Origin of the sequence: Lelliottia amnigena (assembly GCF_019047465.1) — a bacterium.
Taxonomy (GTDB): Bacteria; Pseudomonadota; Gammaproteobacteria; order Enterobacterales; family Enterobacteriaceae; genus Enterobacter; species Enterobacter amnigenus.
In genome coordinates, this window is the sequence record NZ_CP077236.1 from 236,032 (window position 1) to 250,594 (window position 14,563).

The following is a 14,563-nucleotide window of genomic DNA, read 5'->3' on the forward strand; positions in this document are numbered from 1 at the left end:
TTTCCAGGCCGAAAATCCTTATCCAGTATACTCGTTCGGGGCATTACCACCACGCATGAAAATGGTGAACCGGGCCAATACCGTGACCGACTTCGAGACTGTCAGCTTTTTCCAGCGCGCGCGATAGCCAAATTTTGGCCTCCTTCACCGTATCCTCCCAACTATCATGACGTGGGCGGAGTGCAGACAGCGCTGCCGATAGCGTGCAGCCGGTACCATGGGTGTTTTTGGTCATGACGCGTGGCGCGGTGAATCGCTGGATACTCTCACGCGTGAAGAGCCAGTCCGGGCTCTCAGGATCGTCAAGATGGCCGCCTTTCATCAGCACTGCCTCGCAGCCAAGCGCCAGAAGTGCGCGCCCCTGCTCTTTCATCTCGTGCTCGGTACGGGCATGAGGCGCATCCAGCAGCGCCGCCGCCTCCGGCAAATTTGGCGTGATCAGCGCGACGTGTGGCAGAAGGTGTTTTCGCAGAGTTTCGACAGCAGCGGGAGATAGCAGCGGATCGCCACTTTTCGCCAGCATCACCGTATCAAGTACCACGTTTTTAACGCGATAATGTTTGAGGCGCTCCGCGACCGCTTCCACGATATCCGCCTCTGCCAGCATGCCGATTTTGGTGGAATCAATGCGGACATCGCTGAACACAGAGTCCAGTTGTGCACCGACAAAATCCGGTTCGATACGATACACCGACTGCACGCCGCGCGTATTTTGCGCCACCAGTGCGGTAATGACCGAGCAGCCATACGCCCCAAGGGCGGAGAATGTTTTCAGATCCGCCTGAATCCCGGCACCACCACTCGGATCGGTGCCAGCAATGGTTAATGCGTTGATACGTTTCATGCCTGCGCCTCCAGGTTCCAGAGTGCGTCAATAAATGTGCAGGCAAAGCTTCCCGGTCCACGGCTTTGTTTGATAGCCACGCTTCCGGCGTGTTTCATAAACCCGCATGCCGCGGCAACATTGTCCAGCCGGTCGCCAGGCAATGAACAGCTTGCCGCGACAACGGCCGATAGCGCACAGCCGGTCCCCACGACGCGCGTCATCATCACATCGCCCCCGGTGATGGTCTGCGTGCGTTGCCCATCGGTGATGTAATCCACTTCGCCCGTCACCGCGACAATGGCATTGGTCTGTCGGGCAAGGGCTATCGCGGCAGGCAAGGCGCTGGAAGCGGTATCGGTGGTGTCAACGCCTCGCCCACCGGCGCTCATACCGGCAAGCGCGAGAATTTCCGAGGCATTACCGCGGATCGCCGCAGGTTTGAGTGTGAGGATTTGCTGGCAAAAACGGGTGCGGTACGCAAGCGCACCCACGGCGACGGGATCCAACGTCCACGGTTTCCCAGCGGCCACCGCACTTTCAATTGCCCGACGCATCGCCTGCGCGCGCGGCGCGGTCAGCGTTCCGACGTTGATCAGTAAAGCATCAGCCATCGCGGCAAATTGCTCAGCCTCTTCGGCTTCAATCACCATTGCGGGAGACGCGCCAAGTGCCAGCAAAACGTTGGCCGTAAAGGTTTGCACCACATCGTTGGTCATGCAGTGTGTGAGCGGGGAACGCGTGCGGAAGTGATGTAAGGCGTGTAAATCGAGTCGGTCAAGCTGCATATTTCGCTCCTGCCTTGCGCGAAGAAGCGATAACCCTAAAAGTCACCTGACTTCCCTACGCTGGCATTATCCAGATCAGGTGGTACGGGTATTTCTCAGCCTTCACAAAGAAGGGCACCCCGAGTCAAATTACCTAAAACTTCAGTAATCGGGACAGCGTAGAGGAAGTGATTATCTTAAGCAAGCGTCTTAGCCCCCTCTTTCCCGAGCATAAAATGCTGTAAACATTTATTATTTCAGGCGTACTTAGGTAGTGTCATTCCCTATATATGTAAACATTAAATATCCTTGATTTCTTAGGGTTAATAATCTTTCATCCATGAACAAAACCCTATTCACGCCCAACTCTTCAGACTATTACAAACAAAATAAAGCCAATTAAAACAACATCATATTTAATAATCAATCAACCCATAATTACTTATTCATTCGTATATTACGTGATCTAAATCAAATGCAGTGGAAGCGAATTACGGGATAGTTGCCCAAGGTAACCACTTAGTTTCTGTGTAAGAGCCGCTATAGACCGAATGATTTCTAATAATATGGTAGCAAATGTTAAAACTTATTATTGCCTCGGCAATCGTATCAATTTCCCTAGTCGGCACAGGGATTTTTATCGGCGTGATATATAAAAATACGGTTAGCAATATGGCAGAAAATTGCATCAGCCAATGACTGGGATTTCATTGTCTCGTCATTATGGAAATAACCACTTTAAATGCCTGACCACTACAAAAAACCTGGAAACAGCCAGGTTATTTCACAGTGTCGTTTTATAAAAATATATTAGGATCAATGAATGATGAAGATGATATTAGCGGTATTGGTATGCGCGGCGACGCTTTCGGGTTGTACGACAGAATCACAGCGCATTGCCAATTGCACAAGTACGGGTGTAAGCCTGGATACGTGTTATAAAGTTGAGCATGATAATCAAAATGTTATCCGCGCCGCAGCACTTCAGAATGCGTACAACCGTTCAGATGTATACGCGCAGCAATATGATAATAAGCATCATCATCATGGTGTAGATCAACATGCGCAGGCCGCACACGTTGCCGATCCATTACGTGAAGCGTCATTCTCGGCAAATGGAATTCATGCAACGGCCAGTAATGGCTTCTTTACTGCCACTATTAATGGCAAAAAAGCCACAGTAAAACGTTTCAATGCCAATGCTTACGAAATTAAAGGCGCGGGATATGTTCTCTCTATTACCCTGGACGAAAACGGAATTACCGATGCGTCATGGAATAAGACGCAGGGCAGAGATAATGGATTACTTCAGGTCATTCAGAAGTAACGAATGGGCGGCTGAAAAAGCCGCCTTTTTCGCTTTCATCAGCGCGGCTTTTGAGTGTGTGGATCTGTGAGATTTTTTTCTGTGTTTTGATACAATAAAACCACAGCAAAAACATCGTCTTACTTCCCCTTCCCCAACACCTTTACATTGTAACAAAACAGTAAACAAATTAACCATTGAGCCACGCGCCAAAAGGCTCTATATTGGCCGCGTTTTTTACCTGACCCATCCTTAACTAACTATTAATTCAATCGAGGCGTATAAGACAGCCCCGGTTGTAGGAGTGATATGATGACGGATAAAGTCCGTATTGACACCGTAGATGCCCACAAAAGCAACGAAACCTATCTGGCCCGTCAGGCCGAGTTTGAATCGAACGTCAGGAGTTATCCTCGCAAGCTGCCTTTAGCGATTACTAAAGCAGACGGCGTATGGATTACCGATGCAGATAATAAAGAATACCTTGACTGTCTTGCAGGCGCTGGCACCCTCGCGCTTGGCCATAACCATCCTGATGTGCTGAAAAGCATCCAAAATGTCATTACCAGCGGCTTGCCGTTACATACACTGGATCTGACAACTCCGTTGAAAGACGAGTTTTCTGAATACCTGCTCTCTCTGCTCCCTGGTCAGGGTAAAGAATATTGCCTGCAATTCACCGGCCCATCCGGCGCTGACGCCGTTGAAGCTGCGCTGAAGCTGGCGAAAAAAGTGACCGGCCGTAGCAGCATTATTAGCTTCTCCGGCGGCTATCACGGCATGACCCACGGCGCGCTGTCCGTGACAGGTAACCTGTCACCGAAAGAAGCGGTCGATAACATGATGCCTGAAGTGCAGTTCATGCCTTATCCGCACCAGTACCGCTGCCCGCTGGGCATTGGTGGTGACGCGGGCGTGAAAGCGCTGACTTACTATTTCGACAACCTGATCAACGACGTTGAAAGCGGCGTGCGTAAACCTGCGGCCGTGATTCTGGAAGCCGTTCAGGGTGAAGGCGGCGTGAACCCGGCTCCGGCTGAGTGGCTGCAACGCATTCGTAAAGTGACTCAGGAACACGGCATTCTGCTGATCCTTGATGAAGTTCAGGCGGGCTTTGCACGTACTGGTAAGTTCTTCGCCTTTGAACACGCCGGTATCGAGCCAGATATCATCGTTATGTCTAAAGCCGTCGGTGGCGGTCTGCCGCTGGCCGTTCTCGGTATTAAAAAGCAGTTTGATGCCTGGGCGCCAGGTCATCACACCGGTACTTTCCGTGGTAATCAGTTGGCGATGGCGACCGGCCTGACGACGCTGAAAATCCTGAAAGATCAGAACATTGCCGACAAAGTGGCTGCACAGGGCGAGTGGCTGAAAGGCAAACTGGCCGAACTGCAGAAACGCTATCCGGTGATTGGCCACGTACGCGGTCTGGGTTTGATGATCGGTATTGAGATCGTGAAACCAAACGAAGCGCCTGATCATATGGGTAGCTTCCCGGGCGATGGCGAGTTGTCCGCGCTGATTCAGAAAAAATGCTTCGAAGCCGGTTTGATTCTGGAACGTGGTGGCCGTGATGGCGTCGTACTGCGTCTGTTGCCGTCCCTGCTGATCAACGAGCAAGAGCTGAAGGTCTTCCTGGATAAATTTGAGCAGGCCCTGCTTGCTGCGGGCGTTCGCCCCGCGTAAACGGAGTTATTGAACACGATGTCTGATTCAAACCCAATTCTGTCGTCATCGGCGCAGAGCATCGAGGCCTATCAGCAGGCTATCGAGCAAAGCTCTCAGGCGGTTATGCAGTGGCTACAACAGTCTGAAATGTATCAGGGGAAAAGCGTTGCCGAACTGCGCGACAACATTTCCCTGAATTTCGGGCAGAAAGGCCTCGGCAACGAAGCGGCTATTGCGCGTGCCGTTGAGTATTTCCTGAAAGACAGTCTGTCTGTGCACCATCCACAGTGCGTAGCGCATCTGCATTGCCCAAGCCTGGTGGTCAGCCAGGCGGCGGAAGTGCTGATCAACGCCACTAACCAGAGCATGGATTCCTGGGATCAAAGTCCTTCAGCCACCATTATTGAAATGAAGCTGATCGACTGGCTGCGCACACGCGTTGGCTATCAATCCGGTGATGCAGGCGTGTTCACCAGCGGCGGGACCCAGAGCAATCTGATGGGGCTGATGCTGGCGCGCGATGCTTTCTTCGCGGCTAAAGGTCATTCGATCCAGCAGGACGGTTTGGTTGGCGATCTGCGCAAAATCCGCGTGTTATGTTCTGAAAACGCACACTTCTCGGTGCAGAAGAATATGGCACTGTTGGGTCTTGGCTATCAGTCTGTTATCCAGGTGAAAACAGACGATTGTTCACGTATGGACCTGAACGATCTGGCTGCTAAAATTGCGCACTGCAATGCTAACGGCGAGCAAATTCTGGCAATCGTGGCAACTGCGGGCACTACCGATGCGGGTGCAATTGATCCGCTGCGCGCGATTGCTGAGATGGCTGCAGAACAGCAGATTTGGGTGCATGTCGATGCGGCATGGGGCGGCGCGCTGCTGATGTCAGAGAAATATCGTGACTATCTGGACGGCATTGAGCTGGTGGACTCGATCACTCTGGACTTCCATAAGCAGTTCTTCCAGACCATCAGCTGCGGCGCGTTTCTGCTGAAAGAAGCCCGTCATTATGAGCTGATGCGTTACCAGGCGGCATACCTGAACTCTGAGTTCGACGAAGAGCAAGGCGTTCCGAACCTGGTGTCCAAATCATTACAGACCACGCGTCGCTTTGATGCGCTGAAGCTGTGGATGAGCCTGGAAGCGTTAGGTCAGGAGCAGTATGCCGCAATTATCGATCATGGCGTCACGCTGGCGCAGGAAGTGGCTGTGTATGTGCAGAACCATAATGCACTGGAACTGGTCATGCAGCCGCAGCTGGCAAGCGTGCTGTTCCGCTTCCGTCCTGAGCAAGAGCTGAATGATGCGGCTATTGCATTGTTGAATCAGAAAATTGGTGACGCGCTACTCGATTCTGGTCGTGCGAACGTCGGTGTAACCGAGCACAACGGTGTGACCTGCCTGAAGCTGACGCTGCTGAATCCAACGGTAACGATGGATGATGTTATCGTGCTGCTTTCACTGGTAGAACGCACCGCGCAAGAAATTCTGGCAAAATAATCTTGCTTGTTCCCCTCTTCTCATGGAGAGGGGAACAATTTTAGTCAATCGAAAGCGCCCCTACACTCATGCCGACACGGAGAATTACCGTTCGCTGCGCTGAGTGCACATCATCGTTTTACTTTTCGGCCGCCTGACGGTACTCATACGAGCCATAACCCGCGGTGTAATAGATGGCAGCGGATTTAACAACATCATTCAGAATGGCACCATCGATAGAAACGCCAGCCAGATGAAGGCGTTTAACGCATGCCTGCATCTCTTTGACGCTAGTCATACCAAATCTCGCCACCAGCAATGTTGTACCCGACCTTCTTCCCACTAATGACGCATCCGTGACAGCAAGTATTGGGGGGGTATCAACGATAACCATCTCATAATGCTCGTTGGCCCATTTTAGTAGCTGCTGGAAATGATCCCCGTTGAGCAACTCCGAAGGGTTAGTCGGCGCCTGGCCGCAGGTCAGCACATCAACGCCACCGGGCGCATAGTGCTGTATAGCGTCCTGATATCCCCCTTTTCCCATTAACACATCAGCCAGACCGCAACGGTTGGTGAGCGAAAATATCTGATGGACATAACCTTTGCGCATATCTGCATCGATAAACAGCACTTTCTGCCCAGCTTGCGCAACGATGGCAGCAAGTGATGTAGCCACCAGCGTCTTACCGCAGTCCTGCGTAGGGCCCGTCAGCATGATGACGCGATTATGGGTCCCCATCATGGTGAAATGCAGGCTGGTACGCAGGCCACGAATAGCCTCAACAAAGACATCGACCGGCCTGTCCACGGGCAGGAAAGGAACATCTCGTGTTCTGTGATTCCAGCGTTCGCTGATAAATCGCTTACTCCGCAAACGCGTCTTTTTCCACAGCCATTCAGAACGCGGCAACGTTGCAAGAACAGTTATTCCCTGCATTTCGAGTTGCTCAGGCGTTTCGATACCCCGTTTCATTGCCATACGCAGCAGGACGATGCCCACAGAAAGGACGAAGCCCAACAGGCCTCCTATTACCACGATTAACGGTTTCTGAGGTTTAATCGGTTCAGGCTGTGTGACCGCAGAGTCAATAATACGGACGTTACCAATTGCGCTTGAGCGAGAAATACTGAGCTCCTGCTGGCGCGTCAGGAGCTGTTGGTAAACCGCACGGCCGGAATCAACGTCCCTGCTCAAGCGCAGTATTTCCTGTTGCGTTGAAGGCATCGCGGTCACGCGTTTATTCAGGCGCGCTTTTTCGTTTTCAAGTGTTTGCCGCTTTTCATTCAACGCCCGATAAGTCGGGTGATCCTTTTTAAAAAGCTGAGAAATCTCCGCTTCACGAAACGTGAGTTCATTCAACTGGTTATCCGCGTTAACAATCTGTTCCAGTACGGACTTTGCTTCCAGCGTTAAGTCAACAGAATCGCGTTGTTTACGATAGCTATTGAGCCGCTCCTCGGCCAAATCCAGATCTGCCCGGATTTGCGGCAATTCTCGCTGTAAAAATGCCAGACTTTTCGCATCCTGAGCGGCCTGACGATCTATGTTTTGGCGTAAATAGTTTTCTGTGATGCTATCCAACGAACGGGCAATCAAGTCGGGATCCGGGCCCGTTAGCGACAGGTTAAGCACACCACTTTGCTTGGCCGTTTCGACGACAGCAAACCGGTTGTTAAGTACATTAATGGATTCCAGCTTCGATTGTTCATTCAGAATAAACCGCGTTCCAGATGGCCCAACCATCGAGTTTACCCAGAGAGACACTCCATTCTTTTCGAAAAATTCACCTACAACGCCTTCCCCCTGAAAATCATCAACTTCAATACGATAATTCTTTGAATCCTGTATCGTCAGCGTCAGCGACTGAGCCTTACCCTTCACAGCGGGTATATGTAAATTGATGAGACTCAACGTGGCGGGTTTGCGTCCCGTCATCCGCCCCCAGATACGCCCAAACACGGGGAAATAATAATTTTTTACGTCATAGTTCAGATGAAGATCGTCCACCGTTTTACCAAGGATCATGCGTGATTTAAGCAACTGAATTTCAGGTAACGCATCGGGAGAAAGTTCTGGGTTCAATTCACCAAGATTTTTAAGCAGGCTGTTATCCTGTTTCCCTTCGATTTGCACCATGGCGTCTGCCTTGTAAATCGGCGTCGCCACACACGCATACAGTCCTGCGATCGCAGTAAAGAGGAAGGTAATGCACAAAATAAGCAGACGATGGTCGATCATGACGCCCAGCAAACGAATGAGATCAACCTCCTGATTTTCAGTCGCTGCGACATAACCGTTTGTAGTATGTGAAGACATTAATGCTTAATTCCTTTAGTGACTCAGTCGTTGAGTCCATTCCTGACTCGCCTTGCCAAGCAGATCAAATACGTATTCATACGCTTCATGACTTTTACGAAACGGATCGGGAATCTCCCGAGGTTGTAGCCATTGCCCAAAGAGGAGCGATCGGCCTCTGATTTCAGGTGCAATAGATGAAATATGGTTCAGATGTTCAGGTTCCATTGCCAAAATAAGATCGTAAGCGCGCATCAACTCCAGGCTAAGTTTTTGCGCAACATGACCTTCAAGCGAAATACCGTGTAACGCGGCCACCTCCTGGGCTCGTGCGTCCGCCGAGTGACCGACCAGGCCACTCACGCCAGCAGACGCCACGGTTAAACCAGGCATTTGCTGGCGTAACAACCGCTCACCAATAGGCGAGCGGCATATATTTCCGGTGCAAACCACCAAAATGGAGTTAATCATTACTGCGGCCACGTTCTGATATAGCGAACGGTTTCAGTCAGATCATGCACGCCACTGATTGTCGGAACGAGTTGGGAAATGACACGATTCCACTGTGATAATGGCGCAGTCGTCACGTACACAATATCGTAAGGCTGTAGCTGGAATTCCGTTCCCAATACCAAAGCCGAGGCATCTTTAGCATTGAGTTGGTAAATGCTGGCAATTTTTCCTGATTTCGCGGTTTTGGCTTCCGAGCGGATAACAAAAATGCCCGTTGCATCCGCCATATCCTGATTGAGCCCGCCGGCATTTCCTAATGCCTCCGCGAGCGTCATTCCGCTGCGATCCATCTTGAATGTGCTCTGTTTGACAACTTCTCCCATCACGAAAACTTTCAGCGCATCGTTGCGTGGGACAAATAAAATGTCGCCGGGATAAAGCAATTTATTTTGCGTGAGATCGCCATGTTGCATGAGCGCATAAAGCGAAATATGACTGTCCTGCCCATTATGCGTGATCACTACGTCACGCCAGTCAGCATCAGGAGACAATCCCCCTGCTGCATTCACTGCATCCATCACAGTCAGTGGAATATTGGTGATAGGTTGTTGCCCGGATTTAACGACTTCACCTGTCACATACGCTTTTTGAGAGCGGAAGGACGCGACGCTAACGTCAACTTGCGGACTTTCGATCACTGAATCCAGACGAGCAGCGATCTCTTCGCGGATTTGCGACACTGTTTTGCCGGCAACATGTAATTTACCGATATAAGGGTAGAAAAGAGTCCCATCTGATGCGACCCAGTTACCGGTATCGCTCGCACTGCGATATTGACCCGCAGGTGTGGTGAGTTCCGGGTGATCCCAGACGGTAATCGTGAGGATGTCACCAACGTCAACATGGTATTCCCACTTCTTTAATCGCTCATCCAGACTAGGATTTGACTGAGATTTCAACGTCGTTGGACGTAACATATCGATGAGAGAAGGCGTAACGGTATACACATCAACTTTCTCATTAATATTAAAATTTGCATCCGTTGCAGGAATGATATTTTTACCTGATAAGCCAAGTTGTTGCCCAGGTAAAGCAGCGCACCCGGTCAAATGGCTTATTATTAGTGTTAAAATTGGCAGCGATATTTTATTTTTCATGTAAATAGCGAGGTCTTACTTTCTAAGAAATTATTAGGGCTTGCTTATAAATGACAAGCAAGTGATACATTTAATTTAAAGTTTATCAAAAACTTAAATTAAACCCTTATCAGGTAATGGACAAAAAACAAACCAGAGAATGTTTTAGCAATCCATTGCAAGCCAAAATACTGTCAGCTATAAAGTCATGCAGGGTATTCGCATGAATTTTAAATACTAGAACGTCGTGTTAATAAATTCATTCACTGTAGTGTCCAGTTTTATACTTTATCCATTACTCAAATACTTCTCACGAATCATAATTTCGATGATTCAATTCACACCAATGCATTCCCGTGAGAATTGAATCAATCCATGTGCAAACCTGCCCAAATTTGTTACATTTTTTATCGAACAAGCACAGCCATGCCATTTAAAATAGCCTGTTGACCACACTGCATGAGACAGTGGGTTGAGGTAACAGTAAAAGTCTAAGCGGAGAGAAAATGACTAAGCGTAAAATGCTGCTTTTGGGTGTCTTGATGTCACTGACCAGTGCGGCTTATTCTGCCCCACAAACGGCTTCACCATCAGGCATTCAAGCCTATGAAGAACAAGAATTCATCGCCGACTTTACAAAATTTAAAATTGGTGACACCGCTCCGGCGCAGTACCAAACGCCTGAGTACACCATCAAACAATATCAACTGCGTAATCTTCCCGCGCCGGACGCAGGGACACACTGGACTTACATGGGCGAAAATTACGTCCTGATTGGCGATACTGACGGTAAAATTTATAAAGCGTACAACGGGGATATTTTCTATCATCGCTGATTCGATCGTCGTTAGACCCTGGCAGGAGAGCGATCGCCCTTTCCTGCGGACGCTCTTTTTGCATTCTCGCCGGGTGGCCTGGCCGTGGCTTAATAGCGATCGGTGGCAACTCGAAGATTTCGATGCCGCTACGCGTAATGAGCAAATCTGGGTCGCCATCCATGACGGTCATCGGGTTGGATTTGCCTCGGTATGGACTAACGATAATTTTCTGCACAATCTGTTTGTCGATCCGCAACGGCTGCACGCAGGCGTAGGAAGCGCGTTGTTAACACACGTTCAGAAAAGCTTCACCAGCACGGGTGCTCTGAAGTGTCTGGTCAAAAATGAGCGCGCCGTGAGGTTTTATCAACGACACGGTTGGCACATCGAAGCGACGGGGGATTCTCCGGACGGGGAATATTATCTGATGCATTACAGGCTACCCTGACAGGCAGCCTGTATTATGCGTGTTTAAACCGCGCGGAAGGCGATCTCACTCGGAATGACTTCACCCTGCCAGTAAAGCTGGGCTGCGACGCGCCCTGCCAGCTGGCGATACATCTCGGCAAACTCGCTTTCAGGACGGCTAACAACCGTTGGCTTACCCTTATCAAGATCTTCACGCAGCGTGATATGCAGCGGCATTTGTCCGAGAAGCTGTGTGTGATACTGCTCGGCCAGTTTCTCAGCGCCACCAGTACCAAAGATCGCTTCGTGATGCCCGCAGTTGCTGCAAATATGCACACTCATATTTTCGACAACACCCAGCACCGGCACTTCAACCTTCTCAAACATGACGATGCCTTTTTTAGCGTCGATCAGCGCAATATCCTGCGGCGTCGTAACGACAACAGCACCCGTGACAGGAATATTTTGCGCCAGCGTCAGCTGAATGTCGCCGGTGCCCGGCGGCATATCCAGGACCAGATAATCAAGATCCGGCCACAGGGTTTCCTGCAGCATTTGCAACAGCGCTTTACTGGCCATCGGGCCGCGCCACACCATCGCGTTATCATCGGTGACGAGATAACCAATGGAATTGGTCGCCAGCCCGTGAGCGATAATAGGCGCCATATGGGTGCCATCCGGTGAGGTTGGTCGTTGATTCTCCGCACCTAACATATTTGGGATAGAGGGGCCGTAAATATCGGCATCAAGAATCCCGACTTTTGCCCCTTCAGCCGCCAGCGCCAGCGCCAGATTGACTGCGGTAGAGGATTTCCCTACTCCGCCTTTACCGGAGCTGATGGCGATAATGTTCTTAACACCATTCACGCCCGCCTGGTTTTTTACGCGTTTTAGCGTGGCGATATTGTGCGTCAATTTCCAGTCAATCGCTTTCGCGCCTGTGATGCGCAGCAGATCTGAACTGCACTGCTCTTTGAGCGCCTCGAAAGCATTCGTCCAGATAAACGGCATCTGCACTTCGATATGCAGGGTGTCATCCAGCCATGCCACGTGGTGCAACGCTTTCAGCGTCGTAAGATTGTGTTTCAGTGTTGGATGCTGAAAATTTGCCAGCGTCCCGGCGACCATTGCTCGTAAGGCTTCCGGTGATTTGGCCTGGGATTGAGGACTCATCCCGACTCCTTTGTTGTTGTTCTGAAAAAGTACTCGTCACCGTTAAGTTTACCCCAGTGGTCACAATTATTCATTTATGGATTGATGCCCTTAATTCTTGGCGTAGTTATGGCCTTTCGGGTAACATCAAAAGCCCTTTTTACAGTTAAAAGAAGTAATGCCCACTATGACTCAAGTCGCGAAAAAAATTCTGGTAACGTGCGCACTGCCGTACGCAAACGGTTCAATCCACCTCGGCCACATGCTGGAGCATATCCAGGCTGATGTCTGGGTCCGTTACCAGCGAATGCGCGGCCACCAGGTAAACTTCATCTGCGCAGACGATGCCCACGGCACACCGATCATGCTGAAAGCACAGCAGCTGGGCATGTCTCCAGAGCAGATGATTACCGAAATGAGTCAGGAGCATCAGACCGATTTTGCTGGCTTTGACATCAGCTACGACAACTATCACTCCACGCACAGCGACGAGAACCGCGAACTGTCGGAGCTTATCTACACCCGTCTGAAAGAGAACGGTTTTATTAAAAACCGCACCATCTCTCAGCTGTTCGATCCAGAAAAAGGCATGTTCCTGCCGGATCGTTTCGTGAAAGGCACCTGCCCGAAATGTAAATCCCCGGATCAGTACGGCGATAACTGCGAAGTGTGCGGCGCAACTTACAGCCCAACCGAGCTTATCGAGCCAAAATCCGTGGTGTCTGGCGCGACGCCAGTGATGCGTGATTCTGAACACTTCTTCTTTGACCTGCCGTCGTTTAGCGAAATGCTGCAGGCGTGGACACGCAGCGGTGCGCTACAGGAACAGGTCGCGAACAAAATGCAGGAGTGGTTCGAATCCGGTCTGCAGCAGTGGGATATTTCCCGCGATGCGCCTTACTTCGGTTTTGAAATTCCCGACGCGCCGGGCAAATATTTCTACGTCTGGCTCGATGCGCCAATTGGCTACATGGGCTCGTTCAAGAACCTGTGCGACAAGCGCGGCGATACCACGAGCTTTGAGGAATACTGGAAGAAAGATTCCGACGCCGAGCTGTATCACTTCATCGGCAAAGACATCGTTTATTTCCACAGCCTGTTCTGGCCCGCCATGCTGGAAGGCAGCGGCTTCCGTAAACCGACAAATCTGTTCGTCCACGGTTATGTCACGGTGAATGGCGCGAAGATGTCCAAATCTCGCGGTACGTTCATTAAAGCCAGCACCTGGCTGAATCACTTTGACGCCGACAGTCTGCGCTATTACTACACCGCGAAGCTCTCGTCTCGCATTGATGATATCGACCTGAATCTGGAAGACTTCGTCCAGCGCGTGAACGCAGACATCGTGAATAAAGTAGTCAACCTGGCGTCCCGTAACGCAGGCTTTATCGGCAAGCGTTTTGACGGTGTGATGGCGGCTGAACTGGCCGATCCGGCGCTGTATAAAACCTTCACCGACGCAGCGGCGACCATTGGCGAAGCGTGGGAAGCGCGTGAGTTCGGCAAAGCCGTACGCGAAATCATGGCCCTGGCCGATCTGGCAAACCGCTATGTCGATGAGCAGGCACCGTGGGTTGTCGCGAAGCAAGAAGGCCGCGATGCGGATCTGCAGGCGATTTGCTCTATGGGCATCAACCTGTTCCGCGTGCTGATGACCTATCTGAAGCCCGTTCTGCCAACGCTCTCTGAACGTGCAGAAGCATTCCTGAACACCGAACTGACCTGGGATGCTATTCAGCAGCCGTTGCTCAGCCACAAGGTGAACACCTTTAAAGCGCTGTATAACCGTATCGAAATGAAACAGGTTGAAGCGCTGGTTGAGGCGTCTAAAGAAGAAGTGAAAGCCGCTGCGGCTCCGGCGACGGGCCCGCTGGCGGATGACCCGATTCAGGAAACCATCACTTTTGACGATTTCGCAAAAGTCGATTTGCGCGTCGCGCTGATTGAAAATGCAGAATTCGTTGAAGGCTCCGACAAGCTGCTGCGCCTGACGCTGGATCTGGGTGGTGAAAAGCGTAACGTCTTCTCAGGCATTCGCTCTGCCTATCCCGATCCGCAGGTGCTGATTGGTCGCCAGACGGTGATGGTTGCTAACCTTGCGCCGCGCAAAATGCGTTTCGGCATCTCTGAAGGGATGGTGATGGCTGCAGGCCCTGGCGGGAAAGATATCTTCCTGTTAAGCCCTGACGAAGGTGCCAAGCCTGGTCAGCAGGTGAAATAAATAAAAAGCCGGAGATAATCTCCGGCTTTT

12 protein-coding genes and 1 riboswitch are annotated in these 14,563 nt (G+C 50.8%); of the genes, 6 read left to right on the top strand and 6 right to left on the bottom strand.

Annotated elements, in window-relative coordinates; translation table 11 throughout:
• Positions 1 to 43: 43 nt before the first annotated feature.
• Together thiD and thiM are read right to left on the bottom strand one after the other, a co-directional pair.
• Positions 44 to 844 carry a bifunctional hydroxymethylpyrimidine kinase/phosphomethylpyrimidine kinase gene (gene thiD / locus I6L74_RS01165; protein ID WP_059179222.1) on the bottom strand — a complete coding sequence of 267 codons (801 nt, stop codon included), beginning with the start codon at positions 842 to 844 and terminating at the stop codon, positions 44 to 46.
• A complete protein-coding gene (gene thiM, locus I6L74_RS01170; protein ID WP_059179223.1) occupies positions 841 to 1,611 on the bottom strand; it encodes a hydroxyethylthiazole kinase in 771 nt (256 codons plus the stop codon). The genes thiD and thiM overlap by 4 nt, the downstream gene beginning before the upstream one ends.
• Before the next feature lie 35 nt (positions 1,612 to 1,646).
• Positions 1,647 to 1,743, bottom strand: a riboswitch (TPP riboswitch).
• A 670-nt stretch (positions 1,744 to 2,413) separates the two neighbouring features.
• On the opposite strand from thiM, the gene I6L74_RS01175 reads away from it, so the two are divergent.
• The 3 genes from I6L74_RS01175 (at position 2,414) to I6L74_RS01185 (ending at position 6,067) form a co-directional block, all read left to right on the top strand.
• Positions 2,414 to 2,917, top strand: a complete 504-nt coding sequence (locus tag I6L74_RS01175; RefSeq protein WP_059179224.1) for a hypothetical protein — start codon at positions 2,414 to 2,416, stop codon at positions 2,915 to 2,917.
• 288 nt (positions 2,918 to 3,205) lie between these two features.
• Positions 3,206 to 4,582, top strand: coding sequence for a diaminobutyrate--2-oxoglutarate transaminase (locus I6L74_RS01180; RefSeq protein ID WP_059179225.1), 1,377 nt, complete (start codon positions 3,206 to 3,208; stop codon positions 4,580 to 4,582).
• Between the two features lie 18 nt (positions 4,583 to 4,600).
• Entirely contained in the window at positions 4,601 to 6,067 is a 1,467-nt protein-coding gene (locus tag I6L74_RS01185; protein WP_059179226.1) for a pyridoxal phosphate-dependent decarboxylase family protein, read from the top strand.
• 118 nt (positions 6,068 to 6,185) lie between these two features.
• Here the strand turns inward: I6L74_RS01185 and etk are convergent, their stop codons facing one another.
• Genes etk through I6L74_RS01200 form a run of 3 tightly spaced genes read right to left on the bottom strand, consistent with a single transcriptional unit; the run spans position 6,186 to position 9,955 of the window.
• The gene (gene etk, locus I6L74_RS01190; protein ID WP_059179227.1) at positions 6,186 to 8,366 is read right to left on the bottom strand and encodes a tyrosine-protein kinase; all 2,181 of its coding nucleotides are present in this window, start codon (positions 8,364 to 8,366) and stop codon (positions 6,186 to 6,188) included.
• Between the two features lie 15 nt (positions 8,367 to 8,381).
• Positions 8,382 to 8,828: an arsenate reductase/protein-tyrosine-phosphatase family protein gene (locus tag I6L74_RS01195; protein WP_059179228.1), complete on the bottom strand. Its 447-nt coding sequence runs from the start codon at positions 8,826 to 8,828 to the stop codon at positions 8,382 to 8,384.
• Positions 8,816 to 9,955, bottom strand: a complete 1,140-nt coding sequence (locus I6L74_RS01200; RefSeq protein ID WP_059179229.1) for a polysaccharide export protein — start codon at positions 9,953 to 9,955, stop codon at positions 8,816 to 8,818. The genes I6L74_RS01195 and I6L74_RS01200 overlap by 13 nt, the downstream gene beginning before the upstream one ends.
• Positions 9,956 to 10,440: 485 nt before the next feature.
• Here I6L74_RS01200 and I6L74_RS01205 point away from each other — a divergent pair, with 485 nt between their 5' ends.
• On the top strand, positions 10,441 to 10,770 hold the full coding sequence (locus I6L74_RS01205) for an RcnB family protein (RefSeq protein WP_059179230.1): 330 nt from the start codon (positions 10,441 to 10,443) through the stop codon (positions 10,768 to 10,770).
• The gene (locus I6L74_RS01210) at positions 10,715 to 11,200 is read left to right on the top strand and encodes a GNAT family N-acetyltransferase (RefSeq protein WP_059179492.1); all 486 of its coding nucleotides are present in this window, start codon (positions 10,715 to 10,717) and stop codon (positions 11,198 to 11,200) included. The genes I6L74_RS01205 and I6L74_RS01210 overlap by 56 nt, the downstream gene beginning before the upstream one ends.
• A 23-nt stretch (positions 11,201 to 11,223) precedes the next feature.
• Here the strand turns inward: I6L74_RS01210 and apbC are convergent, their stop codons facing one another.
• Positions 11,224 to 12,333, bottom strand: a complete 1,110-nt coding sequence (gene apbC / locus I6L74_RS01215) for an iron-sulfur cluster carrier protein ApbC (RefSeq protein ID WP_059179231.1) — start codon at positions 12,331 to 12,333, stop codon at positions 11,224 to 11,226.
• Between the two features lie 166 nt (positions 12,334 to 12,499).
• Between apbC and metG the strand changes: the two genes are divergently transcribed.
• On the top strand, positions 12,500 to 14,533 hold the full coding sequence (metG, locus tag I6L74_RS01220) for a methionine--tRNA ligase (protein ID WP_059179232.1): 2,034 nt from the start codon (positions 12,500 to 12,502) through the stop codon (positions 14,531 to 14,533).
• Positions 14,534 to 14,563 lie beyond the last annotated feature (30 nt).

What these genes read in the sequence shown, in the direction of transcription:
- apbC (WP_059179231.1), bottom strand. Translation starts at nt 12,333, where the DNA reads ATGAGTCCTCAATCCCAGGCCAAATCACCGGAAGCCTTACGAGCAATG.
- I6L74_RS01180 (WP_059179225.1), top strand. Translation starts at nt 3,206, where the DNA reads ATGATGACGGATAAAGTCCGTATTGACACCGTAGATGCCCACAAAAGC.
- I6L74_RS01205 (WP_059179230.1), top strand. Translation starts at nt 10,441, where the DNA reads ATGACTAAGCGTAAAATGCTGCTTTTGGGTGTCTTGATGTCACTGACC.
- thiD (WP_059179222.1), bottom strand. Translation starts at nt 844, where the DNA reads ATGAAACGTATCAACGCATTAACCATTGCTGGCACCGATCCGAGTGGT.
- thiM (WP_059179223.1), bottom strand. Translation starts at nt 1,611, where the DNA reads ATGCAGCTTGACCGACTCGATTTACACGCCTTACATCACTTCCGCACG.
- metG (WP_059179232.1), top strand. Translation starts at nt 12,500, where the DNA reads ATGACTCAAGTCGCGAAAAAAATTCTGGTAACGTGCGCACTGCCGTAC.
- I6L74_RS01200 (WP_059179229.1), bottom strand. Translation starts at nt 9,955, where the DNA reads ATGAAAAATAAAATATCGCTGCCAATTTTAACACTAATAATAAGCCAT.
- etk (WP_059179227.1), bottom strand. Translation starts at nt 8,366, where the DNA reads ATGTCTTCACATACTACAAACGGTTATGTCGCAGCGACTGAAAATCAG.
- I6L74_RS01175 (WP_059179224.1), top strand. Translation starts at nt 2,414, where the DNA reads ATGATGAAGATGATATTAGCGGTATTGGTATGCGCGGCGACGCTTTCG.
- I6L74_RS01185 (WP_059179226.1), top strand. Translation starts at nt 4,601, where the DNA reads ATGTCTGATTCAAACCCAATTCTGTCGTCATCGGCGCAGAGCATCGAG.